General features: G+C 45.9%; 30 protein-coding genes and 1 pseudogene. 11 read left to right on the top strand and 20 right to left on the bottom strand.

What is annotated here, in order from left to right:
- Positions 1–28: 28 nt before the first annotated feature.
- Genes ACO1NU_RS07680 through pdxH form a run of 3 tightly spaced genes read right to left on the bottom strand, consistent with a single transcriptional unit; the run spans position 29 to position 2,356 of the window.
- A complete protein-coding gene (locus ACO1NU_RS07680) occupies positions 29–1,204 on the bottom strand; it encodes an NADH-quinone oxidoreductase subunit D (RefSeq protein WP_448817892.1) in 1,176 nt (391 codons plus the stop codon).
- Positions 1,204–1,701 carry an NADH-quinone oxidoreductase subunit C gene (locus ACO1NU_RS07675; protein WP_448817891.1) on the bottom strand — a complete coding sequence of 166 codons (498 nt, stop codon included), beginning with the start codon at positions 1,699–1,701 and terminating at the stop codon, positions 1,204–1,206. Before ACO1NU_RS07675 ends, ACO1NU_RS07680 begins: the two co-directional genes overlap by 1 nt.
- 1 nt (position 1,702) lies before the next feature.
- Positions 1,703–2,356 (bottom strand): pyridoxamine 5'-phosphate oxidase, encoded by a 654-nt coding sequence (pdxH, locus tag ACO1NU_RS07670; protein WP_448817890.1) that lies wholly within the window; start codon positions 2,354–2,356, stop codon positions 1,703–1,705.
- A gap of 104 nt (positions 2,357–2,460) precedes the next feature.
- Here pdxH and ACO1NU_RS07665 point away from each other — a divergent pair, with 104 nt between their 5' ends.
- Positions 2,461–3,027: a YqgE/AlgH family protein gene (locus ACO1NU_RS07665; protein ID WP_448817889.1), complete on the top strand. Its 567-nt coding sequence runs from the start codon at positions 2,461–2,463 to the stop codon at positions 3,025–3,027.
- Here the strand turns inward: ACO1NU_RS07665 and purE are convergent.
- The 4 genes from purE to ACO1NU_RS07645 form a co-directional block, all read right to left on the bottom strand.
- Entirely contained in the window at positions 2,996–3,511 is a 516-nt protein-coding gene (purE, locus tag ACO1NU_RS07660; protein ID WP_448817888.1) for a 5-(carboxyamino)imidazole ribonucleotide mutase, read from the bottom strand. The two genes, ACO1NU_RS07665 and purE, sit on opposite strands and share 32 nt — an antisense overlap.
- Positions 3,512–3,518: 7 nt before the next feature.
- Positions 3,519–4,658, bottom strand: a complete 1,140-nt coding sequence (locus ACO1NU_RS07655; RefSeq protein ID WP_448817887.1) for a 5-(carboxyamino)imidazole ribonucleotide synthase — start codon at positions 4,656–4,658, stop codon at positions 3,519–3,521.
- A gap of 86 nt (positions 4,659–4,744) precedes the next feature.
- On the bottom strand, positions 4,745–5,230 hold the full coding sequence (locus tag ACO1NU_RS07650; RefSeq protein WP_448817886.1) for an NADH-quinone oxidoreductase subunit B: 486 nt from the start codon (positions 5,228–5,230) through the stop codon (positions 4,745–4,747).
- Positions 5,227–5,811 (bottom strand): NADH-quinone oxidoreductase subunit A, encoded by a 585-nt coding sequence (locus ACO1NU_RS07645; protein WP_448817885.1) that lies wholly within the window; start codon positions 5,809–5,811, stop codon positions 5,227–5,229. Before ACO1NU_RS07645 ends, ACO1NU_RS07650 begins: the two co-directional genes overlap by 4 nt.
- A 118-nt stretch (positions 5,812–5,929) precedes the next feature.
- Between ACO1NU_RS07645 and rpmH the strand changes: the two genes are divergently transcribed.
- From rpmH to tsaB, 4 genes are all read left to right on the top strand, one after another.
- Positions 5,930–6,088 carry a 50S ribosomal protein L34 gene (gene rpmH, locus ACO1NU_RS07640; RefSeq protein ID WP_092390256.1) on the top strand — a complete coding sequence of 53 codons (159 nt, stop codon included), beginning with the start codon at positions 5,930–5,932 and terminating at the stop codon, positions 6,086–6,088.
- 69 nt (positions 6,089–6,157) lie between these two features.
- Positions 6,158–6,550 carry a ribonuclease P protein component gene (locus ACO1NU_RS07635; RefSeq protein ID WP_448817884.1) on the top strand — a complete coding sequence of 131 codons (393 nt, stop codon included), beginning with the start codon at positions 6,158–6,160 and terminating at the stop codon, positions 6,548–6,550.
- On the top strand, positions 6,531–6,776 hold the full coding sequence (gene yidD, locus ACO1NU_RS07630; protein ID WP_448817883.1) for a membrane protein insertion efficiency factor YidD: 246 nt from the start codon (positions 6,531–6,533) through the stop codon (positions 6,774–6,776). Before ACO1NU_RS07635 ends, yidD begins: the two co-directional genes overlap by 20 nt.
- A 24-nt stretch (positions 6,777–6,800) precedes the next feature.
- The gene (gene tsaB, locus ACO1NU_RS07625) at positions 6,801–7,487 is read left to right on the top strand and encodes a tRNA (adenosine(37)-N6)-threonylcarbamoyltransferase complex dimerization subunit type 1 TsaB (RefSeq protein WP_448817882.1); all 687 of its coding nucleotides are present in this window, start codon (positions 6,801–6,803) and stop codon (positions 7,485–7,487) included.
- On the opposite strand, the gene ACO1NU_RS07620 is transcribed toward tsaB, so the two are convergent.
- Complete coding sequence (locus ACO1NU_RS07620; RefSeq protein WP_448817881.1) at positions 7,484–8,923, bottom strand: DUF5723 family protein; 1,440 nt, start codon at positions 8,921–8,923, stop codon at positions 7,484–7,486. The genes tsaB and ACO1NU_RS07620 overlap by 4 nt on opposite strands.
- Entirely contained in the window at positions 8,907–11,546 is a 2,640-nt protein-coding gene (locus tag ACO1NU_RS07615) for a hypothetical protein (RefSeq protein WP_448817880.1), read from the bottom strand. The genes ACO1NU_RS07620 and ACO1NU_RS07615 overlap by 17 nt, the downstream gene beginning before the upstream one ends.
- 162 nt (positions 11,547–11,708) lie before the next feature.
- Between ACO1NU_RS07615 and ACO1NU_RS07610 the strand changes: the two genes are divergently transcribed.
- The 3 genes from ACO1NU_RS07610 (at position 11,709) to ACO1NU_RS07600 (ending at position 15,332) form a co-directional block, all read left to right on the top strand.
- Positions 11,709–12,092: a DUF423 domain-containing protein gene (locus ACO1NU_RS07610; protein ID WP_448817879.1), complete on the top strand. Its 384-nt coding sequence runs from the start codon at positions 11,709–11,711 to the stop codon at positions 12,090–12,092.
- Positions 12,092–14,572 (top strand): replication restart helicase PriA, encoded by a 2,481-nt coding sequence (priA, locus tag ACO1NU_RS07605; protein ID WP_448817878.1) that lies wholly within the window; start codon positions 12,092–12,094, stop codon positions 14,570–14,572. The genes ACO1NU_RS07610 and priA overlap by 1 nt, the downstream gene beginning before the upstream one ends.
- Before the next feature lie 100 nt (positions 14,573–14,672).
- The gene (locus tag ACO1NU_RS07600) at positions 14,673–15,332 is read left to right on the top strand and encodes a protein-L-isoaspartate(D-aspartate) O-methyltransferase (protein WP_448817877.1); all 660 of its coding nucleotides are present in this window, start codon (positions 14,673–14,675) and stop codon (positions 15,330–15,332) included.
- A 13-nt stretch (positions 15,333–15,345) separates the two neighbouring features.
- On the opposite strand, the gene smpB is transcribed toward ACO1NU_RS07600, so the two are convergent.
- The 9 genes from smpB to ACO1NU_RS07555 form a co-directional block, all read right to left on the bottom strand.
- A complete protein-coding gene (smpB, locus tag ACO1NU_RS07595; protein ID WP_448817876.1) occupies positions 15,346–15,789 on the bottom strand; it encodes an SsrA-binding protein SmpB in 444 nt (147 codons plus the stop codon).
- A 26-nt stretch (positions 15,790–15,815) separates the two neighbouring features.
- Positions 15,816–16,472 carry a metal-dependent transcriptional regulator gene (locus ACO1NU_RS07590; protein ID WP_448817875.1) on the bottom strand — a complete coding sequence of 219 codons (657 nt, stop codon included), beginning with the start codon at positions 16,470–16,472 and terminating at the stop codon, positions 15,816–15,818.
- Positions 16,473–16,495: 23 nt separating this feature from the next.
- Positions 16,496–16,969: a ribonuclease H-like YkuK family protein gene (locus ACO1NU_RS07585; protein WP_448817874.1), complete on the bottom strand. Its 474-nt coding sequence runs from the start codon at positions 16,967–16,969 to the stop codon at positions 16,496–16,498.
- A 199-nt stretch (positions 16,970–17,168) separates the two neighbouring features.
- Positions 17,169–18,518 carry a DUF58 domain-containing protein gene (locus ACO1NU_RS07580; protein WP_448817873.1) on the bottom strand — a complete coding sequence of 450 codons (1,350 nt, stop codon included), beginning with the start codon at positions 18,516–18,518 and terminating at the stop codon, positions 17,169–17,171.
- Positions 18,518–19,495 carry an AAA family ATPase gene (locus tag ACO1NU_RS07575; RefSeq protein ID WP_448817872.1) on the bottom strand — a complete coding sequence of 326 codons (978 nt, stop codon included), beginning with the start codon at positions 19,493–19,495 and terminating at the stop codon, positions 18,518–18,520. Before ACO1NU_RS07575 ends, ACO1NU_RS07580 begins: the two co-directional genes overlap by 1 nt.
- Positions 19,496–19,498: 3 nt before the next feature.
- A complete protein-coding gene (locus tag ACO1NU_RS07570) occupies positions 19,499–20,668 on the bottom strand; it encodes a DUF4350 domain-containing protein (protein WP_448817871.1) in 1,170 nt (389 codons plus the stop codon).
- Positions 20,665–21,444 (bottom strand): DUF4129 domain-containing protein, encoded by a 780-nt coding sequence (locus ACO1NU_RS07565; RefSeq protein WP_448817870.1) that lies wholly within the window; start codon positions 21,442–21,444, stop codon positions 20,665–20,667. Before ACO1NU_RS07565 ends, ACO1NU_RS07570 begins: the two co-directional genes overlap by 4 nt.
- Before the next feature lies 1 nt (position 21,445).
- Positions 21,446–22,297, bottom strand: coding sequence for a hypothetical protein (locus tag ACO1NU_RS07560; protein WP_448817869.1), 852 nt, complete (start codon positions 22,295–22,297; stop codon positions 21,446–21,448).
- Positions 22,224–23,258 (bottom strand): stage II sporulation protein M, encoded by a 1,035-nt coding sequence (locus ACO1NU_RS07555; protein ID WP_448817868.1) that lies wholly within the window; start codon positions 23,256–23,258, stop codon positions 22,224–22,226. The genes ACO1NU_RS07560 and ACO1NU_RS07555 overlap by 74 nt, the downstream gene beginning before the upstream one ends.
- A gap of 92 nt (positions 23,259–23,350) precedes the next feature.
- On the opposite strand from ACO1NU_RS07555, the gene ACO1NU_RS07550 reads away from it, so the two are divergent.
- Entirely contained in the window at positions 23,351–24,082 is a 732-nt protein-coding gene (locus ACO1NU_RS07550; RefSeq protein ID WP_448817867.1) for an RDD family protein, read from the top strand.
- An 18-nt stretch (positions 24,083–24,100) separates the two neighbouring features.
- Here the strand turns inward: ACO1NU_RS07550 and ACO1NU_RS07545 are convergent, their stop codons facing one another.
- Both ACO1NU_RS07545 and ACO1NU_RS07540 read right to left on the bottom strand, forming a co-directional pair.
- Positions 24,101–24,472: a DUF805 domain-containing protein gene (locus ACO1NU_RS07545; RefSeq protein ID WP_448817866.1), complete on the bottom strand. Its 372-nt coding sequence runs from the start codon at positions 24,470–24,472 to the stop codon at positions 24,101–24,103.
- A 173-nt stretch (positions 24,473–24,645) separates the two neighbouring features.
- Positions 24,646–25,281, bottom strand: a complete 636-nt coding sequence (locus ACO1NU_RS07540; protein ID WP_448817865.1) for a hypothetical protein — start codon at positions 25,279–25,281, stop codon at positions 24,646–24,648.
- 248 nt (positions 25,282–25,529) lie between these two features.
- On the opposite strand from ACO1NU_RS07540, the gene ACO1NU_RS07535 reads away from it, so the two are divergent.
- On the top strand, positions 25,530–25,844 hold the full coding sequence (locus tag ACO1NU_RS07535) for a transposase (RefSeq protein ID WP_448817864.1): 315 nt from the start codon (positions 25,530–25,532) through the stop codon (positions 25,842–25,844).
- Positions 25,841–26,116, top strand: a pseudogene (locus tag ACO1NU_RS07530) (hypothetical protein); the annotation flags it as partial. The gene ACO1NU_RS07535 and the pseudogene ACO1NU_RS07530, both read left to right, overlap by 4 nt.

The raw sequence follows: 26,116 nt of genomic DNA, 5'->3' as shown, positions 1-26,116 counted from the left end.
TGGCTGCTTTGTTTTATAGGCTATTTAATTATCTGTCTAGCTCGCCTAAAACAATGTCTACAGAGCCGATGATCGCAATTAAATCGGCAATGAGTATTCCGCGGGAGATCTCTGAGATAACTGACAAGTTGCAGAAACTTGGACCGCGTGCCTTCACGCGCTTGGGGATTTCAGATTTCCCGTCGGTAACAAAATAAAATCCAAGCTCGCCTTTCGGGTTCTCTGCACGCATATAGAAATCCTGGGCTTTTGGTATGATCTTCTTTGGTAGTCGGGCCCTTGGGTCAAAATCCTGAGTTCGTTTTAAGTCGCTTTGCAGACGGTCCAAACATTGGCTTATGATGTGTACAGACTGCTCGATCTCGTCAATACGTACTTTAAAACGATCCCAGCAATCTCCGACAGTTCCCATCTCACCTTTTCCAACCGGAATGTCGAACTCTAACTCGGGATATGCAGAGTATTCATCAACCCGTCTAAGATCCCACTTCAGTCCAGATCCTCTTAGCATCGGTCCTGAGCAGCCATAGTTGATTGCTGTTGTTAATGGTAGAACACCGACGTTGGCTGTTCTGGAAATAAATATTTCATTTCCTGTTAATAATTCATTCAATTCAGCCATCTTAGGCTTGAAGTAGTCAATAAACTCTTTACATCTTTCTTCAAAGCCTACAGGGAGATCGTAAAAGAGACCACCAACCCAAATGTAGTTATAAAGCATTCGGGAACCTGATGCCCATTCAAGCATGTTCATAATATGTTCCCGATCTCTGAAACACCACAGAAACGGAGTAAATGCTCCGATGTCTATGCCGTATGTTCCCAGTGCAATTAAATGTGAGCCAATACGGTTCAATTCTGAAACAAGTACACGTATATACTCAATTCGTTTTGGGATGTCGCCATCTATTCCGAGCATTCTCTCAACGCCCATTACCCAGGCATGACTGCTATTCATTGATGCAAGGTAGTCCAGGCGGTCAACAAAGGGAATGGTTTGCTGATAAGTCAGATTTTCGGCATGCTTCTCAAAGCAGCGATGAAGGTAGCCCACGTGAGGAATAACTTCCTTCACGATCTCACCATCCGTAATTAGCTCCAGGCGCAAAACTCCGTGAGTCGAGGGGTGCTGAGGACCCATGTTCAGAACCATCTCGGTAGATTCGACTTCTGCTAGAAGCTTATGATATCGTGTTGATTCCATTAGTCCACTTTTATCCCGTTATAATATTCCTGTGCTTTGTAATCTTTTCTAAGCGGATATCCTTCCCAGTCGTCCGGCAAGAGAATTCGCCTCAGATCCGGATGATTCTCGAATCTTATACCTACTAAGTCATATGCCTCGCGCTCATGCCAATCCGCCGTTTTCCACACTTCTGAAACTGTAGGAAAGGAAGGGAGCTCCTCCCGACTGCGATCATGGTATTTCCTGACCTTCAAGGTCAGTGAGGTTTTATAGGGTATAGATGCGAGATGGTAGACAACACCAAAAATGTCTTCCTCCACTCCATAATCTACGCCACTCAATGAAGCCAGGAAATCGAACCATGTTTCTTCATTATCCCTTAGTTCCAGGCATACATCGGCAATTGCCTCTGGTTTAATAATCAGAGCAGGCTGTCTTCCTGTAGTCTCTTCTCCAACGATAACATCGGCACCGAATTTCTCTATCAGTAAATTTTTGATTTCTTCAAACGTCATGTTAAGGAGCTAAGCGGATGATTTTCCAGTTGTTGTCTGAAAGTTTGTATGCGATGCGGTCATGAAGGCGCCCCGATCCTCCCTGCCAGAATTCAATAAAGGATGGTTTTACAATATAACCTCCCCAGTGTGGAGGTTTCGGGATCTCTGCTCCGTCCTTATATTTTTCTTCCAACATCGCCAGATTATTTAACAGGAAGTCTTTGCTATCTATTTCCCTGCTCTGGGGTGATGCAATGGCACCTATCTGGCTCTTTCTAGGCCTTGAATGAAAATAGAGCTCAGACTCCTTTTCATTCAGCTTTTCAATAGTTCCTTCGATACGGACTTGTCTTTCGAGTTCCTGCCAGAAGAAAACTAACGCAGCCTGAGCATTCTTTGTGATATCCTGACCTTTTCTGCTCAGGTAATTCGTGTAGAAAATAAAACCGCGTTCGTCAAAACCTTTCAGCAGCATAATCCGGGCAGAAGGTTTACCATCAGCAGTTGATGTTGCTAACGTCATCACATTGGGTTCGAATATATGCGAATCCATAGCTTGGGTAAACCATTTCGAGAATTGAATGATTGGATCCGTTTCCACATCTTTCTCTGAAAGGGTAGCGCTTTTATAGTCCTGTCGCAGGTTTTGAATGGTTTCTTTGTCTAAGGTCATAACTATACAAAGTTAGTAATTGAGCGAATCTAAGTACTAACAAACAGTTTTTTTAGTTCCTAATCTTGTAAAAACATATACTCACGTGACATTGTTAACAGAATATGCTAAACAAAACTCAGCCAACAAAAGGGAGTCTGCTGATTTCAGAGCCGTTCATGCTTGATCCCAACTTCAAAAGGTCAGTAGTGCTTCTGGCCGAGCACAACGAAGAGGGGACAATAGGCTATGTTCTGAACCAGAAAAGCAATTTGCTGTTAAAGGATGTTTTACCTGACTGTCCGGAAGCCAATTACCCCATTTATGTTGGTGGGCCGGTGGGAGCAGACACTCTGCATTTTATTCATTGCTGCGATGAAAGAATCAGCGGAGGGCAGGAGATTGGAAAAGCGATATACTGGGGTGGAAATTTTGAAGCGCTGATGTTGTTAATCAATTCTCAGCAGATCGATCAGGAGGAAATAAAATTCTTTGTAGGATATTCAGGATGGGAGCCGGGCCAGCTGGATCGTGAATTAGAACAAAACTCTTGGTTAGTGACCGATAATTACAAAGCCGGCTTTGTAATGGGTGCCCATAACGAAGAAGGTCTGTGGAAAAAAATAGTGGCAAACCTGGGGCCCAGATTTGCTCACATCGCTAATTTTCCCGAGAACCCTCTTTGGAACTAAAAGATAATTCCATCTCTCTTGCTGTCTCTTCAACCTTTAATTTTAGGTCTTCCTTATAGGCTTTCAGCTTTTCTGTGATCTGCTGATCTGAAGTAGCAAGGATCTGGGCAGCCAGTATACCCGCATTCTTTGCTGCGTTTAGAGCAACAGTAGCAACAGGGATACCATTAGGCATTTGTAGGATGGAAAGGATGGAATCCCATCCGTCTATAGAATTCGATGATTTTACAGGAACCCCGATTACAGGAAGATGTGTGATAGAAGCCACCATTCCTGGCAGGTGAGCAGCACCACCAGCACCAGCGATGATTACACCGATACCTCTTTCCGCAGCAGTTTTCGCGTATTGGAACATTCTCTCCGGAGTGCGGTGTGCAGACACAACAGTAATTTCGAACTCAGCACCCAGAACCTGTAAAACATCCGCGGCATCCTGCATTACCGGAAGATCCGATTTGCTGCCCATTATTATTCCAACTTTCATGTATATATTAAGCTATTACTTTCACTATGCTTTGAACAAGACGCGCTTTTTCGATTGCTTTTTCACGTATATCGTCAATAACGGTCACGTGTCCCATCTTTCTGAAGGGCTTCGTGAATTTCTTTCCGTACAGATGCACATACACGCCATCCATCTTCAAAATATCATTCAAACCTTCGTATACAGCCGGTCCTTCGAAGCCGGGTTCGCCTAACAGGTTTATCATCACCGCATTGCTCACAGGTCTGATATCTCCCAAAGGCAGATTGAAAATGGCCCTCAGGTGTTGCTCAAACTGAGAGACGTAGTTTCCTTCAATGGTATGATGACCGCTATTATGTGGCCTCGGCGCCAGCTCATTCACCAGGAGAGTGCCGGTCTTTGTCAGGAACAGTTCCACAGCAAGGAGCCCGGTAATTTTCAGTGCATTTGCGATCTCCAGGGCAAGAAATTCCGCACGCTGCTGTATTTCAAGAGGTAGGGTGCTTGGTGAGATTAAGAACTCTACCAGATTAGCCTCCGGATTGAATTCCATTTCTACGCAAGGAAAAGCCTTAGTCTCGCCGTTGTTATTACGGGCAACGATTACCGCAATTTCCTTTTCAAAATCGACCCACTCTTCGATAATGCTGGGTTCATTGAAGGCATTTTCAAAATCAGCTTCACTTTTAACCTTGAATACGCCTTTACCATCATATCCGTCTCTCCGAAGCTTCTGGATGAAGGGAAAGGGGATGGAGGCATTCTGCAAAGATGCACGTGAAGTAATTAATTGAAAAGGAGCAGACGGGATTCCATGTTGCTTGAAAAACTCTTTCTGGAGACCCTTGTCTTGAATCAAGCGGATAACCCGTGGTTCAGGATAGACCACTACGCCTTCTTCTTCAAGCTTTTGAAGGGCATCCACGTTAACTTTCTCAATTTCAATCGTAAGGAGATCCATGTTCTTACCGAACTCATAGACCGTCTCATAATCCGTTAAGGAACCAACCACGAACTTATTACACAGATATCTGCAGGATGCTTCTGGGTCAGGATCAAGTACGCGGATATTGACGTTGTAGTTTATAGCTTCCTGGATGAGCATACGACCTAGCTGGCCGCCTCCGAGGATTCCTACGCGTAAATCACCATAAAATGCTTTCATTGGTGCAAGTTTACTCTAAATCTCCGAAAAAAGCTAATATATGCCCGGTCAGGAGGTGAACAATCTAGCTGAAAAGGATAGCCTAATCAGCTGGAGGTCAGCAGGCTCTCCTCTGCAATTTTTTTCTGTAATTCCAGGAAGCCGCCGATCAGCGACTCTGGTCTTGGCGGACAGCCCTGCACATAGATGTCTACAGGGATGACACGGTCCACGCCTTTTACTACATGATAGCCGTGTTGCCAGTAAGGACCGCCGCAATTGGAGCACGAGCCCATGGAGATGACATAGCGCGGTTCAGGCATCTGCTCATAGAGCCTCCTGATCCGTTCAGCCATTTTAAAAGTAACCGTTCCGGCGATGATGATCACATCCGATTGTCTCGGTGTAGGGCGCGGAAATACACCTATCCGGTCAAGGTCGAAGTTGGCAGAGTAGGCCCCCATCATTTCGATCGCGCAGCAGGCAATTCCGAAACTTACAGGCCATAGCGATGATAACCTCGCCCAGTTTAGCAGATCGTCGAGCTTTGTAACAATAACCCCACCGTCCTGCGACATTTTATCTAAACTCATTTCTGTACTCTTTTAAAGGCTGGCTTAAATGCCGGCTTAGGTGAAGATATTGCAACCGAAGGTTCTGCAGATGTTTTCAGAGGTTCGGTCGAAAACGCCCGGGTAATGTAGGTCTCGGCATTGATCCCATCGTAAGCACTCAAAGGTACAGCCGTCTCTACAATGGTCGGCTTCGGCTCAGGTTTAATCCAGTTGAGGTCTTTGCGCCTCCATACATATACCAGTCCTAGCAGCAGGATACCAACAAAGACGAACATTTCGATCAACGCCAGCCATCCCCACGCAGAACTCGCTCCTATAAGTTCCTTCTGTGCAAAAATAGTCGACCATGGAAAAATAAATATCATCTCAACTTCAAAAAGCAGGAACACCAGTGCGATAACGTAAAATCTGGAGTTGATTTGCATCCAGGCATTCCCACTTGGTTCTTCCCCGCATTCATAAGAGCTTAGTTTTAATGCATTTGGCTTGGATGGCGACAGGAGTTTCGACAACAGCATAGTGCCCGACACTACCGCCACTCCCACAAGAAGAATTAGAAATACTTTTCCAAATTCAGTTAATTGCGACACCTCTTCCATAATTTCAAAAGTAAACAATCCTCTAAAAAAGACTTATTATTAATACAAAATTTGACAATAAAAAAAATCTATCTATATTTGCGCTCTTTGTAAGAAAGAGTCATATTTTATATAAGTCATGAAAAGAACATTCCAGCCTTCCCAGAGGAAAAGAAGAAATAAGCACGGATTCAGAGAGCGTATGAGCACTGCCAATGGTAGAAGGGTTTTAGCTTCAAGAAGAGCCAAAGGCAGAAAAAGATTATCAGTATCTGACGAACGTCGTCATAAAGCATAATTATTGATTGCAGCCTTTTTCCTCAAGGAGCTGCAGATGATCTGCATTTAGGCATCAAGCAATCAGTACATGCATACATTTAAGAAAGAAGAACGGTTATGTAATAAAAGGCTTTTAAAAAAGCTTTTTACTGACGGTTCTTCTTTTTTAGTATACCCCTTCCGGGTCGTTCATATCCCCGAAATACTTCCGGGAAATTACCCCGTACAGGTCGTCGTTGCCGTACCAAAACGTAAGTTTAAAAAGGCAGTAGACAGAAATTTGCTGAAAAGAAGAATAAGGGAAGCCTACCGACTTCATAAAGATGCGCTGCTTTACCCTGTCTTAAATCAGCATAATACCCGTATTATGCTCTCCCTGAGTTATATCGGAAATGAAATTGCCGACTATAAGATCATCGAAAAGAAGCTGTTAGCCGTCCTCAAACAACTGCAGAAAGCATATGATAAAGTCGATATTTAACGGTTTAGTATGGCTTATCGGGCGCTTATTTCTGGTGCTGATCCGATTCTATCAGTATTTTATCTCTCCCTTAACAGGCGCTTCATGCCGCTTTACACCCACCTGCTCTCAGTACGGTGCAGAAGCAATCAGCAAACACGGTCCCTTCAAAGGCGGCTGGCTTACCATTAAACGTATTGGCAGATGTAACCCCTGGGGAGGTCATGGTCACGACCCCGTTCCTTAAACAGAAACCATTTATCTAAGTTCTATGGCATTAATACTTCAAATCGAGACATCCACCATATCCTGCTCTGTCGCTCTTTCCGAAAACGGGAAGACTATCGCTGTCAAAGAAGCTACTGAAAGGAATATACACGCTTCCAGCATCACACCGTTTATTCAGGAGGTGATGAAAGATGCAGGTAAGGAGATGAGTCAACTCGATGCAGTGGCAGTCAGTAAAGGGCCTGGTTCATACACGGGGCTGCGAATAGGCGTTTCTACAGCTAAAGGGCTCTGCTACGCATTGGATATTCCCCTGATCGGGATAGATACGCTTAAGGTCATGGCATCGAACACAAAGATCAACACCGGCAACAGCAATTCTTTTTTTTGCCCTATGATCGATGCCCGCAGAATGGAGGTCTACACAGCGGTTTATGACAGTGCGTTAAACGAGATAAATCCCGTATCGGCAAAGATCATTGACCAGGACTCATTCGCTGATTTGCTTAAAGACAAACAAATGGTATTCTTTGGCGATGGTGCAGAAAAGTGTATGGATACTCTGGGGGAGAACCCCAACGCAACCTTCATCAACACCTTCGAAAACTCAGCTGCAGACATGAGTACAGAGGCATTTAGCCGCTACAATGCACAGCTCTTCGAAGATGTCGCTTACTTTGAGCCTTACTACCTGAAGGATTTTGTCGCAACTACGCCGAAGGCTATCTAGTCGCGCTTTCCAAATATCTTGTTCAGAAATCCAGTTCCGGGAATCCGGTGATTGATTCCCGGAATGTAATTCTCATTTTGAGGATCACTTACTATTCTACCAAACTTCAGGGAGAATCCGATATAACCCGATGCACCCTTGATTCCCTCATTCAGCCTTTCTTTTCGTTCATCTGCATTATCCGTAAGCAAAACCTTCGCTTTGTACGACTGAAACACATTATCCGTGCCTACAAAGAATTCTACGTTGGGCGACTTAATCATCAGCTGTCCCCCAAATTGAAAATAGTCGTTCAGGTTGTATGCGCCTGATACGCCCACCTGCAGGATCTTGTGCCTGAAAGAATTCATTAGCACTACATCGCCACTGTGGTTGAAAAGGCTTTTTGAAAGGAGGACAGAAGGCTTAAAGGCACCGATTTGCTTCGATATAAGCGCTTCACCTTTACCATCTATCACGGAAGTATAACGTTCCTTAACCAGAACGTCCTGAATCGCGTTTAGCTGATCTTCCCCCTCGTCCAGCGTGTAAATATTCAGGTCAGTGCCGTTCCGGTATGAATCTCCGCTCCAACGGATAAATCCCAGGTCTTTCAGATTGGTCATCACATTCCATCCATCCCGCAGCTTCAAGTTGCTGCTCAGCGACAAAGACATCCCCGGATTTCTGAAATTCAATCGCAGATCATCCCATGCTATATTGTCATAGTAGCTGCTCCTCAGTCTGCCGTTTATCGTGAACGTCCGGTAACCCGGAGAGTTGGGGTCTTGGTCCAGCGTGGCAGAGCGTATCCTCAGCGAGTTATGGGCAATTCCGCTGAGGTAACTCAGCTTAATGCCGAAGCTCAGGCGCTGATCCCACTGCTCCCTGTATGTAAACCCTAATTGATGATAGGCTTGTGCATCGAGCTGCGTCGCTCGCAGCTGATCGGGACCATTCTTATTGATATATTCGTCAATACCATTAAAGTTCATGTCATTGGCCGTCTTATACACAATCAGCGCCTGGTTATGCAGCTTGCCATAGCTCTCTGCCCGTGTCTGCCATGAAAATCCAAGTTCCCTGCCATGCTTTACCGTTTTAAACAGACGAAACATCAGCAGATAAGAGTTTTCCGACACATTGAGCCTGTTAAACCTCGTGGCATCTACGTCCAGATTACTAAGCGACAGGCCATTGGTGTAAAGGATGATATTTTTGAGAGCTACCTGCGCCGGTCCATTGAACTTCACGCTTACCCCCGCATTCGGGACCAGGAAATTAGAAGCAAACTGTCGGCTTTCATTCAGCTCATAAGGCGACTGCGAAGGGTTCTCAAAAGAATCCCATAGGGTACCAGTTCCATAAAGCGAGAATTGCTGCGCAGATACATTCAGAGAAAGCAATAAGGTTAGCACGCCGAAAAATGCGGCTTTCCAGCTATAGCTTATAGGCATGCAGGTTGCCGTCGGCAGTTCCGCAGATAAGATATCGTAAGCCGTCGTTCCGGATGATGCCCATATAAAACTCACCGGCAGCCTTAACCGGAAACCCCCTGGAGATATTGCCTTCGTTGTCAAATAGGTATATTTCATTAGTCTGATAAGATGAAACAGCAATGCTCCATGAGCTCTTATCGGTACTGAAAAACTGCAGGTTTCTCTTCGCCGAATCTTCAAACTCATAACTGAAAACAGATGTATGATCCCGGTTAAACACAGAGAGTCCCTTGCTGTCAAGGTAAATATACTCAGGATAACTATCTCCCGTAATATTTTTATAGCCGAATGTGTGATTTTCGTCCCACACCCCAATACTGGTTCTCGATACCGAATCCTTGAATGAAATTTCGTGAAGTACACCTGCCGTATCGGTCGTCACTACCCATGAATTATCTGCACTCTCCTGAATCACAGGGAACATCTGACTTCTGAAATCGGTCACTACGCTTTTTTCTGCCGACTGGTGCAAAAGCGATCCGTCACGTTCGTCAAAGAAGAAGAACTCTCCGGTGCGGGTTCCGGCAATGATATAAGGGGTATTCTCCACCTCGGTGTAAAGGAGTTCTGTAAAGATTCGTGAAGGCAGATTTTTGTCCCAGTTCTCCAGAGGCTTTCCTTCTGCCGAATAGCCCAGGATCTTAGCCTGCGCCGCAATATATATCCTGGCAGAAGCCGGGTCATTGCCTGTTAAGGTAAGCCCCAATACAGTCTTCTGCGGAATGGACACAGGGAATCCGCTTACTGCTGATCCGTCCGGATGGATCCTGTAAATCCGGTCTTCGGTGTTAAATACGATCGTTTCGTCCTTCAGCTGGTAGAGTTTGCCTCGTATCGTACCAGGCAGCTGGGTGGCCCAGATCCGCTTTCCCTCATCGGAAATCGCATACAGGTTGTACACATTGTCCTGAACCATGATGATATGCTGATCGCCTTTCCTGAACACCTGCGGTGCCGAAGCAATCCGCGCGTTCATCTTATACGACCATTCTTTTTTGAATTCCCTTTTTGCCAGCGTGTTATAATTGGCAAATACATTGGTCTGGAAATACTTGTCGGCAGAACTCCACTGCACCGAGAGTCCGTAAAAGTTAGACAAGCCCGATTCGGTATCCTTAAACAGCGCCGCGTACCGGTCCTTTAGTGTAGACCGGATCTGTCTCGATGAATTCTTATTCTCCGCAAAGAAGGAGATATTGCTGCTCGATGCTACAAGCTGCTCATGCTCCTTAAAGTCTTTCTGCTTGGTGAGGAATTTACCCGCCTTATAGTTCTCCATATAGCGGCTAATCGCTCCCTGTGAGTTGGCCAGTACCAGCATATTGTCGAAGATCTGAAAATATGGCTTCACAAAGGGCCTCATCGGATCGCCGTAGCAATAATAGAAGAGGTTTGAATAGTTGCTCCTCCTGATGGATTCGGAGGCCTGTGATGACAGCTGCTGAAGCGATGCCTCCGTACCCGGACCGTCATTCAGCTTCAGCAAGCCTAGTTTTTCTCCTTCAGCGGTCTCAAAGACGAGAAACTCGTTGCCTAATTTCGGAATCAGCTCGTTGTCAATATTCAGCGACCGGTCTGTCACAATGGCCTTCACCTGGGCCTGCAGCTTGGCCAGTTCCTTTCTCTTAGTCAGATACCGTTTTAAATCGTCGTGAAATGTCCCAAAGCTAGATACACCAAAAGTGATAAAGTTTGCCGTATTCTGCGGCAATACCGCCTTAAGCTGGTTCTTTACAGGTCGCTGTTTAAGAAAAGTACTGAGGTAGTTGGTGCCATTCGTATCCGGGATACTGTTTCCGTTAAACATCAGCGCATCACTCTTAAAATTCATCCCAAGCGCTGCATAACCCTTCATTCCGCTTAACAGCTGCATCTGCCCATGGGCACGTCCCTTCATAAAGGAGAGGAGGAAGGGCGACAGCCTGCCAGAGTTGACGAACAGCTTAACCGGCGTGTTCTGGTTTTGCCCCGCTTCTTTATTGATCAGCTCAATGAACTCATCATCCAGCTTCTCAGCTTTTTCATCCACAGCCAGCTTCAACAATTCTAATGAGAAACTGCCGCTGGCAGCCCCCTTGTCGAGATGGATAAAGAAAGGCCTTTTTAAGGTGTTCAGCTCCAGCTTGTAAATGCCTTCCGCGTCTTTCGTCAGGGCACTGAATTTCACGCCCTCCATATTCTTCAGGCTCAGCTCCGCCTCATCCGGCTTTACATTGGAGGCCATGCCTATTGAAAAAAGATAATCCAGCGAATCCGCCTTCAGCTGATGGAATGAAATAAAGACCTTTTCTCCTTTGCTGATCTCCGCCACCAGCGGGTCGTTTAGCAGCATGGCCTTAAGCTGCGAAATTTCGGCACTGCGCCGCTCGCCGATGATCTCGCTAAAAAGCTGATAATCTTCAACAATGTCGTAGAACGAATCATCATTGCTGAAATTGACAATCAGCGTAGCGTCGAAGGGTATATATTTTAATACTTTTGTACTGCTATTGGAGTTACCTGAAAGTTCTGCGAAGTACTTGACCGCGATGAATATGATCGCAATGAACAGAACAGAACTGAAAATGATTAATTTCTTCATCGTCTGTTTACAAACTTAGATAAATTTTACCTTTAAGCTGAATACAAAGAGCGAACGAGATTCTATTTGTCCGTAAATAAAACAAGATAATAGACAATGAGGGTTAAATCTTTTAACGCGTAGGCGGCAGGTTTATTAATTTAGCGAACTTAAGATTTGAGTATGAACAAAAAAATTATCGTCACAGCATCCCTGTTCGGAATTTTGGCCGTTATCCTGGGCGCATTTGGAGCACACGGACTGAAAAGTCTCATCTCATCATCGGACCTTGAAAACTGGAAAACAGGGGTCAGCTACCATTTCTATCATACACTGGCTCTCCTGTTCCTGTCTACAATAGTGCGCTACCGCGACCGCTTTATCGAGTTCGCCTACTATGCCTTCACCGCAGGGATATTCTTGTTTTCGGGCTCTCTTTATCTCTTATCAACCCGGGCGGTCACAGGTCTGGAAGCCGGGATCCTCGGTCCCATTACCCCAATAGGGGGACTGATGTTTATCCTCGGATGGGTGTTCCTTTTACTGGCAGCAATCAAGAATAAATAATGCTCGAATTCAATGAAGCGGATGGCGACTTCAAAACCTTTTTTGTAGAGGTTATCCTTCCGCTGTCTATTTCCAAGACCTATACATACCGTGTGCCGCGAGCCCTCAATAACCAGATTGCCGTAGGCAAGCGCGCTGTTGTGCAGTTCGGCAAAAGCAGGTTCTATACGTCGGTCATCTACGCCGTTTCGGATAAAGCACCTACTTTATATGAGGCAAAGTACATTATTGATATACTGGATGATAGCCCCATTGTCAATGCTCATCAGATTAAGCTCTGGGAATGGATGGCGTCCTACTACATGTGCACCCTCGGAGAGGTCATGCAGGCAGCGCTTCCTTCAGCCCTGAAGCTCGCAAGTGAGACTCGCGTCATCCTGATCAATGATGCTGAATATGACAAAGCGGAACTGAGCGACAAAGAATTCCTCATCATCGACGCACTTGAGATTCAGCCGGAACTGAAGGTCAATGATATCGTCAAACTCCTCGGACAGAAATCCGTTTTCAAGCTTCTGAAGTCACTGTTCGACAAAGGCATTATCCATATCTCTGAGGAGATCATCGAAAAGTACAAGCCTAAGACAAAAGCCTTTGTCCGCCTGAACCCCCTCTACGAGGATGAAGCGAACAGAAAGGCTCTGTTCCAAGTGCTCGAAAGAAGCCCCAAACAGCTGGAAGCCTTCCTTGCCTGGCTTAAACTAAGCCGCGGCAATAAGGATGTGCTCCGCAAGGACATCATGGAAGAATGTGGCTGTAGCGCCTCGATCATCAAGACACTCCTTGATAAGGAAATCTTTGTACAGGAGAGCAAAGTAGTCAGCCGACTGGCTCAGGAAGAACTCGAACTAGGTGCTGATTTTACCCTGAGCAACAGTCAGATAAAAGCTGAACAGGATATCCTTCAGCATTTCACACAGAAAGACGTCGTGCTCCTGTATGGAGTGACGTCTTCCGGGAAAACGCAGCTATACGTTCGTCTCATCGAAGCGATTCTTCAGCAGGGCAGACAAGTCCTGTACCTGCTTCCCGAGATTGCCCTGACTACACAAATCATTGAGCGTCTCAAGAAATACTTCGGACATACCATCGGTATCTATCACTCCCGCATGGGCGATAACGAGCGTGCCGAAGTATGGGCAAAGGTCCTCAAGAATGAATACAAAATTATTCTTGGAGCCCGGTCCTCGGTCTTCCTGCCGTTTAGCAACCTGGGACTCATTGTAGTCGACGAGGAACATGAAACATCCTACAAGCAGCAAGACCCGGCACCGCGCTACCATGCACGCGACACAGCCGTTTATCTGGCACATATCCATCAGGCAAAGGTCCTCCTGGGTTCAGCCACCCCTTCACTGGAAAGCTTCTTCAATGCTAAGTCGGCCAAATATGGCTTCGTGCAGCTAACCGAACGGTTCGGGGAAGCAGGACTTCCCGATATAAAGGTGGTGAGCATCAGTGAAGAGACCAGCAAGAAGACCATCCAGGCCAACTTTACCAGCGTCCTCATCGATGCCATCAGGGAAAATCTGGAGCGGAAGGAGCAGGTCATCCTCTTTCAAAACAGAAGAGGCTACACACCTTTATCCATCTGCCGCACCTGTGGCTATATCTCCAAGTGCATCCACTGCGATGTGAGCATGAATTACCACAAAAGTACCGGTCAGCTTCATTGCCACTATTGCGGCTATAAGCAGGATGTGCTTTCATCGTGCCCCGCCTGCGGATCCGTGCATATCGAGCCGAAAGGCTTTGGTACAGAAAAGATCGAAGACGATCTGAAATATATTTTCCCTGAAGCCCGTATTGCGCGTATGGACCTCGACACCACCAGGGCCAAGAACAGCTTCCAGCATATCCTCAGCGATTTCGAAGAACAGAATATCGATATCCTCGTAGGCACGCAGATCGTAGCAAAAGGACTAGACTTTAGTCATGTCACACTCATCGGTATTATTAATGCAGATAGCTTGCTCAATTTTCCTGATTTCCGGGCATTTGAGAAAGGATTTCAGTTGCTCTCCCAGGTGAGTGGCCGCGCCGGAAGAAGGGAGAAACCCGGCCGGGTCATTATCCAGACCTATGATGTCCGCCACCGCGTGATCGACCAGGTCATCCGGCATGACTATGACAGCCTCTTCAATACCGAGATCCAGGAACGGCTCAATTTTAAATATCCGCCGCTCTACAGGATGATCCGGCTGGACATCAAACATAAGGATCAGATGGTGCTGAACGAAGCCGCACAGCGCTTCGCGGCAGCGATCAGGAAGCCCCTCGGCGAACGGGTCCTGGGACCAGAGGAGCCCATAATCTCCCGCATCCGCAACCTCTACATCAAAACCATTTACATCAAGATCGAACGCAAGGGGATCCCCGTCTCTCAGGTCAAGGAATACCTCGCACAGGCACTCCTGGGCTTTGAAGCCGACAAGCAGAATAAGGGTACATTCATACAGGTCGACGTCGATCCATTCTGATGAAATGTGCATAAATTATGCGCTTGATTCCTAATGCAGTATCCGGCACATGTTTAATTATGAGGTTTAATTCTCGAATTAAGCTTATTTTTGCATCAGAATGGCTTACAAGTTCATAGATAATTACCGGGAAAAAGGAGCAAGAAAAAAGTTGGTCAAACTGCTGAAGGAAGAAAGGCAAATTGAAGATTCCAACGTTCTGGAAGCAATAGGAAAGGTACCGAGACATTATTTTTTTGACGAAACCTTCTGGAACCAGGCATATCGCGACATCGCATTTCCTATAGGTGAGGGGCAAACCATTTCACAGCCCTATACCGTGGCCTATCAAACCCAGCTTCTCCATATCCGCAAAGGCGATAAGGTATTGGAGATAGGTACGGGTTCCGGCTATCAAACCTGCATCCTTCTTGAGCTTGGCGCAACGGTATACACCATAGAACGCCAGGAAAAATTATACCACCGCGCTCAGTTGTTCCTCAACAGGATGGGCTATTTCCCTAACTTCTTTCTTGGCGATGGATCGAAAGGATTGGCAGAATATGGACCTTACGATAAGATCCTCGTTACTGCGGGCGCCCCATTTGTGCCTGAGATCATGCTGAAGCAATTAAAAGTAGGTGGGACGATGGTGATCCCCGTAGGCGACGAAAAGAGCCAGAAAATGATTACAGTGATCCGTCTCAATGAGAATGATTTTGAACGTATCGAACTCGACACCTTCCGCTTTGTTCCTCTTGTTGGTGATCAGGCCTGGTAGTAAACGAATCTGACTAGCGCTTCATCGCTCTGTCAAGCTCTATCTTACTTTCCCTGTCTTTAATCGTATCACGCTTGTCGAAAGTCTTCTTACCCTGTGCCAGACCGATTTCCAGCTTCGCAAATCCTCGTTCACTGATGAACAGCCCGAGAGGAACGATCGTAAAACCCTTTTCCTCACTTTTATCGCGCAGTTTCTTCAGTTCCTTCTTGGTCAGCAGCAGTGCTCGGTCCCGCTTCGACTCATGGTTGTAAAATGAGCCGTGCGAGTATTCGGAGATGTGCATGTTTCTCACATACAGCTGGTTCCCCAGAAAAGCGCAGAAAGCATCATTCAAATTGGCTTTACCCTCCCGTACCGACTTGATCTCCGTTCCCAGGAACTGGATGCCAGCCACGTATTTGTCGAGGATATGGTATTCAAAATAGGCTTTTTTATTTCGTATGTTGACGTTCATTGTTTCTGTTGTTGTCTATCAAAGGTCTAAACAATCATTATGTTTTCAGCAAATTTCTGAGAAACCGTATTCAATTGATTATCAATTAAAATCTCAATAGTGCCGTCATAACTCTGACGGGACAAGACTTTGATAGGGGTATCGATCTTTAGGTTTAGCTGACTTACATACTGAAGAAAAGCGACGGTATTGTCGCGCACGGCGACCATTTTGCAATCACTGCCAGGCTCTACTTCCGCAAGCGATCTTCTGAAAGAAGGTTTCAGATTACCATTTGCATCCGGTATCGCGTCGCCATGGGGGTCGTATTCCGGGAATCCTAAAAATTTGTCCAGCTTATCGATCAGCTTCGGAGAATGGATGTGTTCCAGCTGTTCTGCCACCTCGTGCACCTCATCCCAGGAAAAATCCAGTTTCTGAAAAAGGAAGGTCTCCCAAAGCCTGTGCTTACGCAGCACCTCCAGGGCATGACTTTTCCCCTCATCAGATAAGGTGATCTTTCCATACTTCTCATAGTCAATCAGTCCCTTCTCCTTCAACTTCCTGAGCATATCGGTAGCCGTGGCAGGCTTAACCCCCATAAAAGAAGCCAGTTGGTTGGTTCCGGCTTCGCTACTGTTCTCCGTTTCGTATGTAAGGTGAAAGAGTGCTTTTAAATAATTCTCTTCGGTATAAGAAAGCATGCAGCAAAAGTACAAAATATCCCTCAGTGTACCATCTTATTGGCACATGCGGAACTCGCGAAGGCTTCCGGCTTCGCTTTGAACACAAATCCCATACTCAGGATATAACCCATGGCGTCATGTAATGCCTGGTTGGATTTAAACATCGGATTCGTGTTGATGTCGGCATGTACTTCCAGATCTACATGATACAAATCCAGCAGGTCACAGAGGGCATAAGCAACTTCTATTGATTTCTGCACTTCCGTCAGCATTCTTTCCTTGATACTCATCTTGATGGAACTTCGTTCCTGATGAATAAACATGAACGCTCCTTTTTTTTCTCGGATAAACACGATCACCGTGGCATAGTCTGTGTTCGATCCCTTCACTTGCGAATCTGTTCCGATACATACTTTTAGCTTATTACCCTGGTGATATTCGCGTAAAATGGCTTTCTCTACTGCGTCATGTATAGAGTTCGAGATGGTCTCTCCGCTAAATTTTTTCCAGGTCATAAGAGTAAGTTTACATACGGTGAAGATTCTTTGCTTTGGTCTTTTATAAAGATAGAGAAAAGCATGTGAAAAAATAGCTAAAAAATTGTTAACATATTAACATTCAGTAGTATTTCGATCTTCTCAAGATGCGAATCTTCTCGCGATCCGATTACCGTTCTTTGACCTCCTCGGGGAAAAGGAGCAAGCTGGCTTACACTTATAACTTCTGGCTGGACTTGATTTGCAGATAACGGTTAATGGTATTGACCGTCACGTTTTGAGGAGCTGTAAGGATAGTCTGGATACCGTGGCGTGCGAGCTCCTTTGCGATGAGTTTCTTCTCGTAGACAAGCTTTTCCGCGATGGTCTTGATATAGATTTCCTCTACGTTTGCAGCTTTTTCTCCACTCAGCTTCTTCAGCTCTGTGTTTTCAAAGAAAACGACAACCAGGAGATGGAACTTCGCAATTTTCTTCAGAAAGGGGAGCTGCCGCTCCAAACTGTGCATGCTTTCAAAGTTACCGAAGAATACAACTAGACTTCTCTGTTTCAGAGTTTTCCTCGTGATGTTGTAAAGCAGCTCGAAATTTGTCTCGAGATAACGGCTCTTCTCTTTATAAAGGGCTTCCATAATCCGGTTAAGCTGTCCGGAACGTCTGTCTGCCGCAATACACGCCCCTGCAGTATCCGATACGGTGATTAGTCCGGCTTTGTCCTCCTTCAGCAGCGCTACGCTCGACAGGATCAGACTGGTATTGATCGCATAGTCCAGCAGGCTCAGCCCCTCAAATGCTGACTTCATGTTGCGCGACTTGTCGATGATGCAATAGACATTCTGCGCTTTTTCATCCGAATAGGTGTTCACCATCAGGTTTCCCTGTCTGGCAGTGGCCTTCCAGTTAATAGAGCGGTAATCATCACCGGGTGTATAGTTCTTCAGCTGTTCAAATTCCATGCTGGTCCCCAATCGCCTGATCTTTTTGATCCCCACTTCCGATAAACGGTTGGAAATTGCCATCAGCTCATACTTGCGCATCATCAGAAAGGATGGATAGACAGCCACGCTCACCGGCTCTCCGAAGCTATACCGCCGTTGTATTAATCCTAACGGGGAGCTCACAAATACCCTCAGCAGGTTAAATGTATACTCTCCGCGCCGTGTAGGCCGCAGCGTATAGTTGATGAGCGTATCTCCCCGGGCCTTCAGTTTTGTTCTGAATACAAGGTCGCGCTTCTGAAACTGCTGGGGGATCTCGTCGATAATCTCCAAATTAAGCCAGAGCCCATAGCGGCTCTCCAGGTAAATGCTGATCTCATTCTCGTCTCCGTTACTCAGACGCTCGGGCATATGCCGTTTCGCAAAAAGGCGGTTCCTTCCACTATACAAGAGCGCCAAGTCCAGCAATAGCAGCGCCATCGTTACGAAAAATATTAAGTAGGGAACGATGTTCAGCCAGGGCAGAAAAAAAGAAGTCATGAACAGCAGAGCCGAACAAGCCAGTGCCCCGAATAGTCTGCCAGTCAGAAATAGGTTTCTATAGAAGAGGCTGAACAAGGAATTTTGCATTATCTCGGAATTTCAATCTTATGAATAATTTGCGAAATAACCTCATCCGGTAAAATGCCCTCCATTTCCTTTTCCGGCGTCAGAATCACGCGGTGCCTCAGCACAGCAGGAGTCACCCGGATGATGTCCTCAGGCGTAACAAAGTCCCGCCCGCTCATGGCCGCTATAGCCTTGGCTGCATGGACGATGGCCAGCGAGGCACGTGGAGAGCCGCCCAGCAGGAGAGAGCCATTGTTCCGCGTCTCATGGATGATCTTAGCCACAAACTCAAGAATGTGTGGTTCTACAAACAACTCCAGCACTTGCTTGCGCAACTTCAATATATCATCTTTTGTCAGCACCGGTGTTATGGAAGCAATCTGCTCCGTGGTTTTTTGCTGATGCTGACGCGTGAGGATTTCAATTTCTTCTTCAAGCGTGGGATACTTTACTTCAATCTTAAACAGGAAGCGGTCGAGCTGTGCCTCCGGAAGGCGGTATGTGCCTTCATGTTCAACCGGGTTCTGCGTCGCCAGCACAATAAAAGGTTCCTGCAGGCGGTGGGTAAACCCGTCTACCGTGATCTGCCGCTCTTCCATCACCTCAAAAAGGGCCGACTGTGTTTTGGCCGGTGCCCTGTTGATTTCGTCGATCAGAACAATATTGCCGAAGATCGGACCCTTCCTGAAATCGAATTCCACTGTCTTCGGGTTGAAGACCGAAGTACCCAGCACATCCGAGGGCATCATATCGGGCGTAAACTGAATCCTGGAGAAATGCGCGTCAATGCTCCTGGCGATCAACTTGGCGCTCAGTGTCTTTGCTACGCCCGGAACACCTTCTATCAGCAGGTGCCCGTCGGCCAGGATCCCGGCAATCAGCAGGTCGACACTCTCCGCCTGGCCGATGATCACCTGGCCTATGCTCTCCCTGATCTTATTTACTGCCTCGTTCAAAAAGCTGAGGTCCGTGCGTTGTTCAAATAACTCGTTTTCCATTGATTAGCGCGTTTGCTTGTAAAATTGTTCCATTTTTTCATTTAATGCCATGAGTTCGGCATCTGCTACTTCATGTCCGTTCCTGATCAGGATGATCTGATGACAGAGCTCCTGCAGCAGCTTTTTTTCTGCTCCGGCTTTTTTCGCCAGCAGAACAACGAACTCGTCATTCAATACATGGGTCCGCATATGATACTTGGTACGGATATGTTCCAGGAAATAGGCGACTTTCTTCAGTGCGATATTGCTATTATCCCGATGTTCATAGTAAACCTGGCCTACTACCCGGGCAAACTCAACGGAATTATTGTCCGGGGGACTGATCACCGGAATAGCCGCCTGCCTGCGCTTCACCTGATATAATACAAAGAGGATCAGACCGAAAAAGGCAATGTAGACTGCCCAGCGTAAAGAAGGGTGAGCGAGGAAAAACCGCATCTCAGACTCACTGCCGCCCCGTCCCCGGGTATAAAACTCGTCCCATATCACGTGCTTATTCACGTCGAGATGAGACAGGGCCAGCGATGCATATCGGGCACCGCCTTTTTCCAACAACGCATAATTGCTAAACATCAGCGGATTAGCATGCAGAAATAGAGAACCTTTTCCCATTCTCAGGCGCACGAAGTTTGCATGCCCCTTTTCATTTACCCCGAGCGGTTCAAAGCGGTTGCTGTCAAGATCCTGATAATACCCGTTTGTAATTTCGCGCTCAAAGCTGAAGTTTTCTTTGGCGAGATCAGGGCGGGAGAAACTCACACGGGCGGGCCGTTGCATGTTACCTTCGTAGTCCGCCTTAATCTTCAGCTTCTGTTCCATATAGGCCAGTGAATTCGTGGCAATAAACACATCATTTCCCGCTCTGACAAAAGATTCCAGCTTTTTATAGTCGGTACGGTCCACATTGGTGGTGTTGCAGATGATGATGTAAGTAACCTTCCCTGGGCGTTTCCGTTCCAGAGTATTATACACCGGCTCTCTGGAGGTCTGCACAGCGGAACCGGGAAACAGATCTCCGATCCGATGATACAAAATATAGGTATCAAAGGGTGCCTTTTTATGGTTGTATAGCGTGGAACTCCAGTCAACAGCCCGCGGTTTGTAGTACTGGGCCGCCACATACGCGATGATCAGCAAAGCTGCAATGAGGTAAACAGGCTTGATATTTCTCATGGCAGTGTTCTTTTAAAGTCGGCAAAGAGCCGGTTAATATTTCCGAATGCCTGTTCTCCGAGTGGAAAATCGCCATACCATACGTACTCGAACTGGCGCGTAAGCAACTCAAATGTTTCGCGATACTTCTTGTCTTCTAATTCCTGCAGATAAACCGAATTGGGTTTGTCGGGCTGCCAGGCGATCAGCCCCGCATCATTCAGCCGCTTCAGCACACTTAAATAATGCAGCCGCACGGCAATTTTGTAGTTTTTCTTTTCAATAGCTTCGGAAATCTGATTGTCAAAGCTGATCTCATGAATGTTTTTCAGCGACTCGTTATAAGGGATGGAAAGGCTTTCCGGTTTTTTTCTGAAGATGTTCTCCAGATGCATGTATTTCATGGCGAGGTAGAGTACCACCGCAACAAACAAGATAACGAGCAGAGTGCCCCAGGCAGTTGATGTGGGCTCCGTCTCTGTATCCTCTTTCCCGAACAGGCTCTCCAGCCAACGCCAAAAGGCCCTCCAGAAACGCGACCACCAGCTTTGTTCCTGCACCTTCGTTTCATCATTATACTGGAACTCCGGCTGCTGACGGTAGATCTTGAGAGCCTCGCTGTTCAGCGTTCTGATTCCCGGCGGTCTTGTCTGTAAATGCTTCTGATGATGCGCTATACCGGTAACATTCGGGCGACTTACGGTGTCATTCCGCATTTGAACAGCAGCTGATCCGCTTGCCTGCATAGCCAGCAACAAGAACAGGGAAAAATAAAGGAATTGAGGCAGTTTGTACATGCTAGTAATCTTCTGCCTGAAGATGATCAGCGCTTGACTGGGTTTTTCCCAGCATCTCAATCCGCTGCAGCAAATGGTGGTTGTCATGACGCTCATACAGGTTGAAGTAAATCAGCACCATTAGAATAGGCGACAAGGCACCTGCAAACTGCAGGAGAAAAAAAGAGATAGCCGCAACAAAGCCAAAGACAGAGGCGAATGGCCAGCCCGCAAGTATCGTGATCACACCGCATATCATTGCGACAGGAATAAAAAACAACATGCAGATCGACCATATTAAAAGCATGTTAAGAAGAATGGCCCCCGCAGTTTGCCACCAGTGACCCTTGATCAGTTGAAAAGCACGGTTGAAGGCATAGCCCAAATCTGCATTTTCCAGCACCATAATGGTTATGATCAATAGTGCGACGGGCATGAAATAGAATCCAGGAAAAAATATGAGAATAAAAGCGATCACCAGACCGATCCAAAGCACAATATTTGAGATCAGTACACGCACAAAATAGTACTTCACATAGTGATAAACATCTGTCTTAGAAGGCACCTGCTGATCGTTCTCCTTATACAACAACATATAGGAGAGCACGGTCAGGTTCAAAAGTACCATAAGGATAACGCTCAGGATAATCCGGCTAACGTAAGTGAGTCCGAACATATAGTCGCCCAAACGCAAGTGGAAGATCGACTGAGCTTGCTCGAAACAAAACAGAGCGATCAGTGCCAGCAGTGGATAGCCGCAGACGTATAAGTATGCATTTAGAAGTGGTTTCCAGTTCTGTTTAAGAAATTGTGTCGTGTCGTCGAACAGATCGTTGAATGTCCTGATCTGGTTCAGTGTTACTTTGGGATTCATTATGATTGAAAAAGCTTAGGTTCAGGTTAGTTTTCAGTGATCGTGGATAGAGGCACACATACCAGATCATGAAGGCAGCGGAGCAAGCGAGAATGCTGACGCTCAGCCATAGGGGCATTTGCGTATGTCTGGTTATATAGCTTTCCAGAATAGCGGCGATTACGACAAGAGGGGAGATGCCGATCATGATCTTCATGCCGTCCATAGCGCCTTTTTTCATTGAGGTCATGCGTGAATAGGTGCCCGGAAACAAAATGCTGTTCCCCAGGATCAGTCCTGCCGCTCCCGCGATTACGATGCAGGAGATTTCGATTGTTCCATGAATCCAGATGACAAGTGTCGACTGCAGGCCCAGACCCTGGCCAATGAACAGGTATTCAAAGGCACCGAGCATGATACCGTTCTTGAAGAGCACGTACATAGGCCCAACAGATAGCAGAATTCCGGAAACAAAGCACAGGGCCGTAACATTCAGGTTATTCTTGGCAATCATCAGGAACATCAAAAAGGAATCTTTTTCTTTGTAAACCCCAAAAGGATCGCCTTTAGCAATATTATTATTAGTCATGTTCACATAGCCATCTCCTAAGATCAGGCGAATGAATGTTTCATCGTATTTCGCAGAAAGAACACCCATAAAAACAAAGCTGGCAAAGAAAGCAAGCGAATACAACAGTTGCCGGCGGTACTTCTGAAAGAGGTAAGGAAGCTCATACTTCCAGAAGCGCAGGATCCGCCTCGAATCCTCTTTCTTATTCTTGTAAATACCCTGATGGAAGTTCGCTGCCAGTTTATTCAGGTAAGCGGTTGTTTTTGATTTCGGATAGAAGGTCTTGGCATATGCCAGATCGTCCGTCAATGCAATAAAGCGTTCGGCGAGCTCATCGGGGTCGGCAGTCGGAGTGCTTTCATATTCCCGCCAGCGCCCTGAATTTTGTTTAATAAATAAGGCCTCACGCATATTGGTTATTGAAACTTTATTTCGGAAATTTAACAACAATTATTTGATCTCAAAGCACAAAATTAAATTCCTTCCTAAATTCCTGACCGATTATGCAAACTATTACTATAAAGACTTCTCAGAATATTTACATCGATTACCAGGTCGCTTCAATCGGCGACCGGATCAAAGCGAGATGCATCGACTACGGGTTGTTCTGGGTCTTCTATATGTTTGTGTTTTTTGCAGGTATTTGGATACTCAGCCCTGCGTTACAAAATCAAAATTCAGTAATTGTGAAACTTATGCTCTCCTGGCTGATCATCTGCGGTCTATACGATGTGATCGCCGAAGTCTTCTTTAAGGGCCAGACAGTAGGCAAGCGCGTGGTGGGGATCCGGGTGATGAGTGCGAGTGGAAAGCGGGCTAGCGTCGGACAGTACCTGCTTCGCTGGATCTTCCGCATCATCGACTTAGGTATCACAATGGGCGCGGCAGCGATAACCAGCATTGCTTTCACGGATAAAAAGCAGCGCCTCGGCGACCTGGTTGCGGGAACTGTCATCATCAGGACCAATCCATTGGAGAGGCTGGATGAACTTACCTTCAATCACGAACAAGGGGAGGAGCAGGTGACTTTCCGCGAAGTGCTGCAGCTAAGCGACGAAGATATCGCACTCGTCAAAGAGGTAATCCGCACCTACAAAATAACAGGGAACAACATCATCGTTTTTAAGCTCGCCATGAGAATTCAGGAGCACCTCGGCATTGCATGTCCTCCTGAATTCAATGATTATGAGTTCCTCGAGCTCGTATTGAAAGATTACGACAAACTGGTAGTCTGATCAGGCAGACCGGCCATGTTAAGCAATTAGGTCTGTAGGTCTTTGATAATCCGCTGCTCCGAAGCCCGCACGCCCTTTCGGATCTTCACCGAAGGCATTTTCGCCTCTGGTGCCATCAATGCAGGCCAGGTAAAGGTTATAGAACGGAATGATCAGAAACCAGCCGCTTTTATTGACATCATGCATTCGTCTTACGCCGACTGCAATAGAGGGAAGAAGTACAGCTAGTGAATAGATCATCTGCAGGAAATTCAATCCGAATTGTAAATCAAGGATCATCAGAACAATGGCGATGATCATGTTGAAGAGTTGGAAATACCAATACTCACTTCTTGTGGCTCTGCCACTGAATGTTGCATACCGCGATAGTACAGCGAAATAATAGTTCATTTAAATAAGATTTAGGTTCCTACTCTTATGGCCTTTCGGTGACGCCCCGTTTATAACTTAATTTTATTTTAAAGTTTTGAAACGTGGGTTATCAGCTAAAAGCTTCTACTAAGCAATGTAGTCAGAAACATGTTCAAGTTACGCTATTTTCTGTGTTTATAACATCAAGAAAATTATTCAGAGAACTTTATTGTCTTGATTAGCTGTTTCATTATTTTCTCGGCCTTCGTTTTTTTTGTCATATCGACTCTTGTAGAAATGACAATCCCTTTGTTTCTGGCTTTATTGATGCCAGTTACGCTAATACTTGCTGTACCTTGATGTTCGTAATATACGGTTAAGTATTTAATACCATTAATGGTTTCGATTACAGACTTGTGATTCCAGTTTGCGGTTTCATACAGATCGTCCATTCCTTTCTTTCTTTGTTCTAAATGATCTTGTGGTACTTCACCTGGAGAGGCGGCGAACTGAAAAACTACCGAGTCAATTTTGTAAAACTCAACGTTGTCACTTTCTGTACTAAGACGCGAATATTCTGTCGAAATACTTCCAACTTTTGAATTAGCTATTTTTTTCGATCCGGAAGGTAAATTGATTGTGACAATGTTTTTTATAGAGGTTTGCTGACTGAAAGAGTGAAGTGTGCAGATCAATGCTGCAAGAAATAAAATTGCTTTTTTCATTTTGGTTTGTTTAAAGAAATTATGGACATTGTTGATCGCGTAACAAATTTCCTGGCCCAATTTGTACCGGCTGATAGTTCGTTGAAGACGCTGACGTTCGGTACAGATTAATGGCGCTTCCATAGATTGCCTTTATGGCATAAAGTAATCCATCTACATAAGGGGCTGTTGGATTCTGCGCAAAATAATTGGTTGCGGAGCTCGAGAAAAGATCTACTATCCTGTTACCTGACTGACCAGACGCGTCTGTATAATAACCATTGTAATAGCTCTTCACAATTGCTTCCAAAATTGTCCAGTCATTTGTACTAGCCCCCTAAAAGACTGGACTAAATTTAGAAAACAATTTAGAACCATTAAATTAGGGAACGATGAAAAAAGAAAGAAGAGCTTTCACACCAGAGGACAGACTTGCTATCATTCAGGAAGGAGAACGCGAAGGCTCCGTTGCCACTTGTCGGAAGTATAATCTGGCTCCCTCGCTGTACGCCAGATGGAAGAAGAAGTATCTGGCCAAGGGCATGGAAGGTTTGAAGCCGGCCTATCACCGGGTAGATCCGGAGGTAAGAGCTTTGGAAGAGGAGAATGAGCGGTTGAAACGTATCATCGCCAGACAGGCCCTGGAGATTGAAGTGAAGTCTGAGCTTTTAAAAAAAACTCCCATTCAAACCAGGACAAGAAGATGATCGTCTCACAATTCAAGCATCTGATCCCTTGCAGCACGCTTTTATCCTGGATGGATATGCCCGGAAGTGTATATTACTATAAGAGCAGGAATGGAAAGCGGGGTGCAAAACCCAGTACTCATACTTTGAAGCTGGATGGCTCCATGGTAGAAAATCAGGTGGTGATAGAAGAAATCAAAGACATTCTATCACAGGAATTCTGCTGTTACGGATATGAAAACGTAACTGAGGAATTGCGGAACCAGGAATATTATATCAACGAGAAAAAGGTT

Source organism: Arcticibacter sp. (assembly GCF_053551015.1).
Note: the sequence above shows the minus strand (reverse complement) of the source record. Positions and strands in the feature narration are given on the sequence as shown.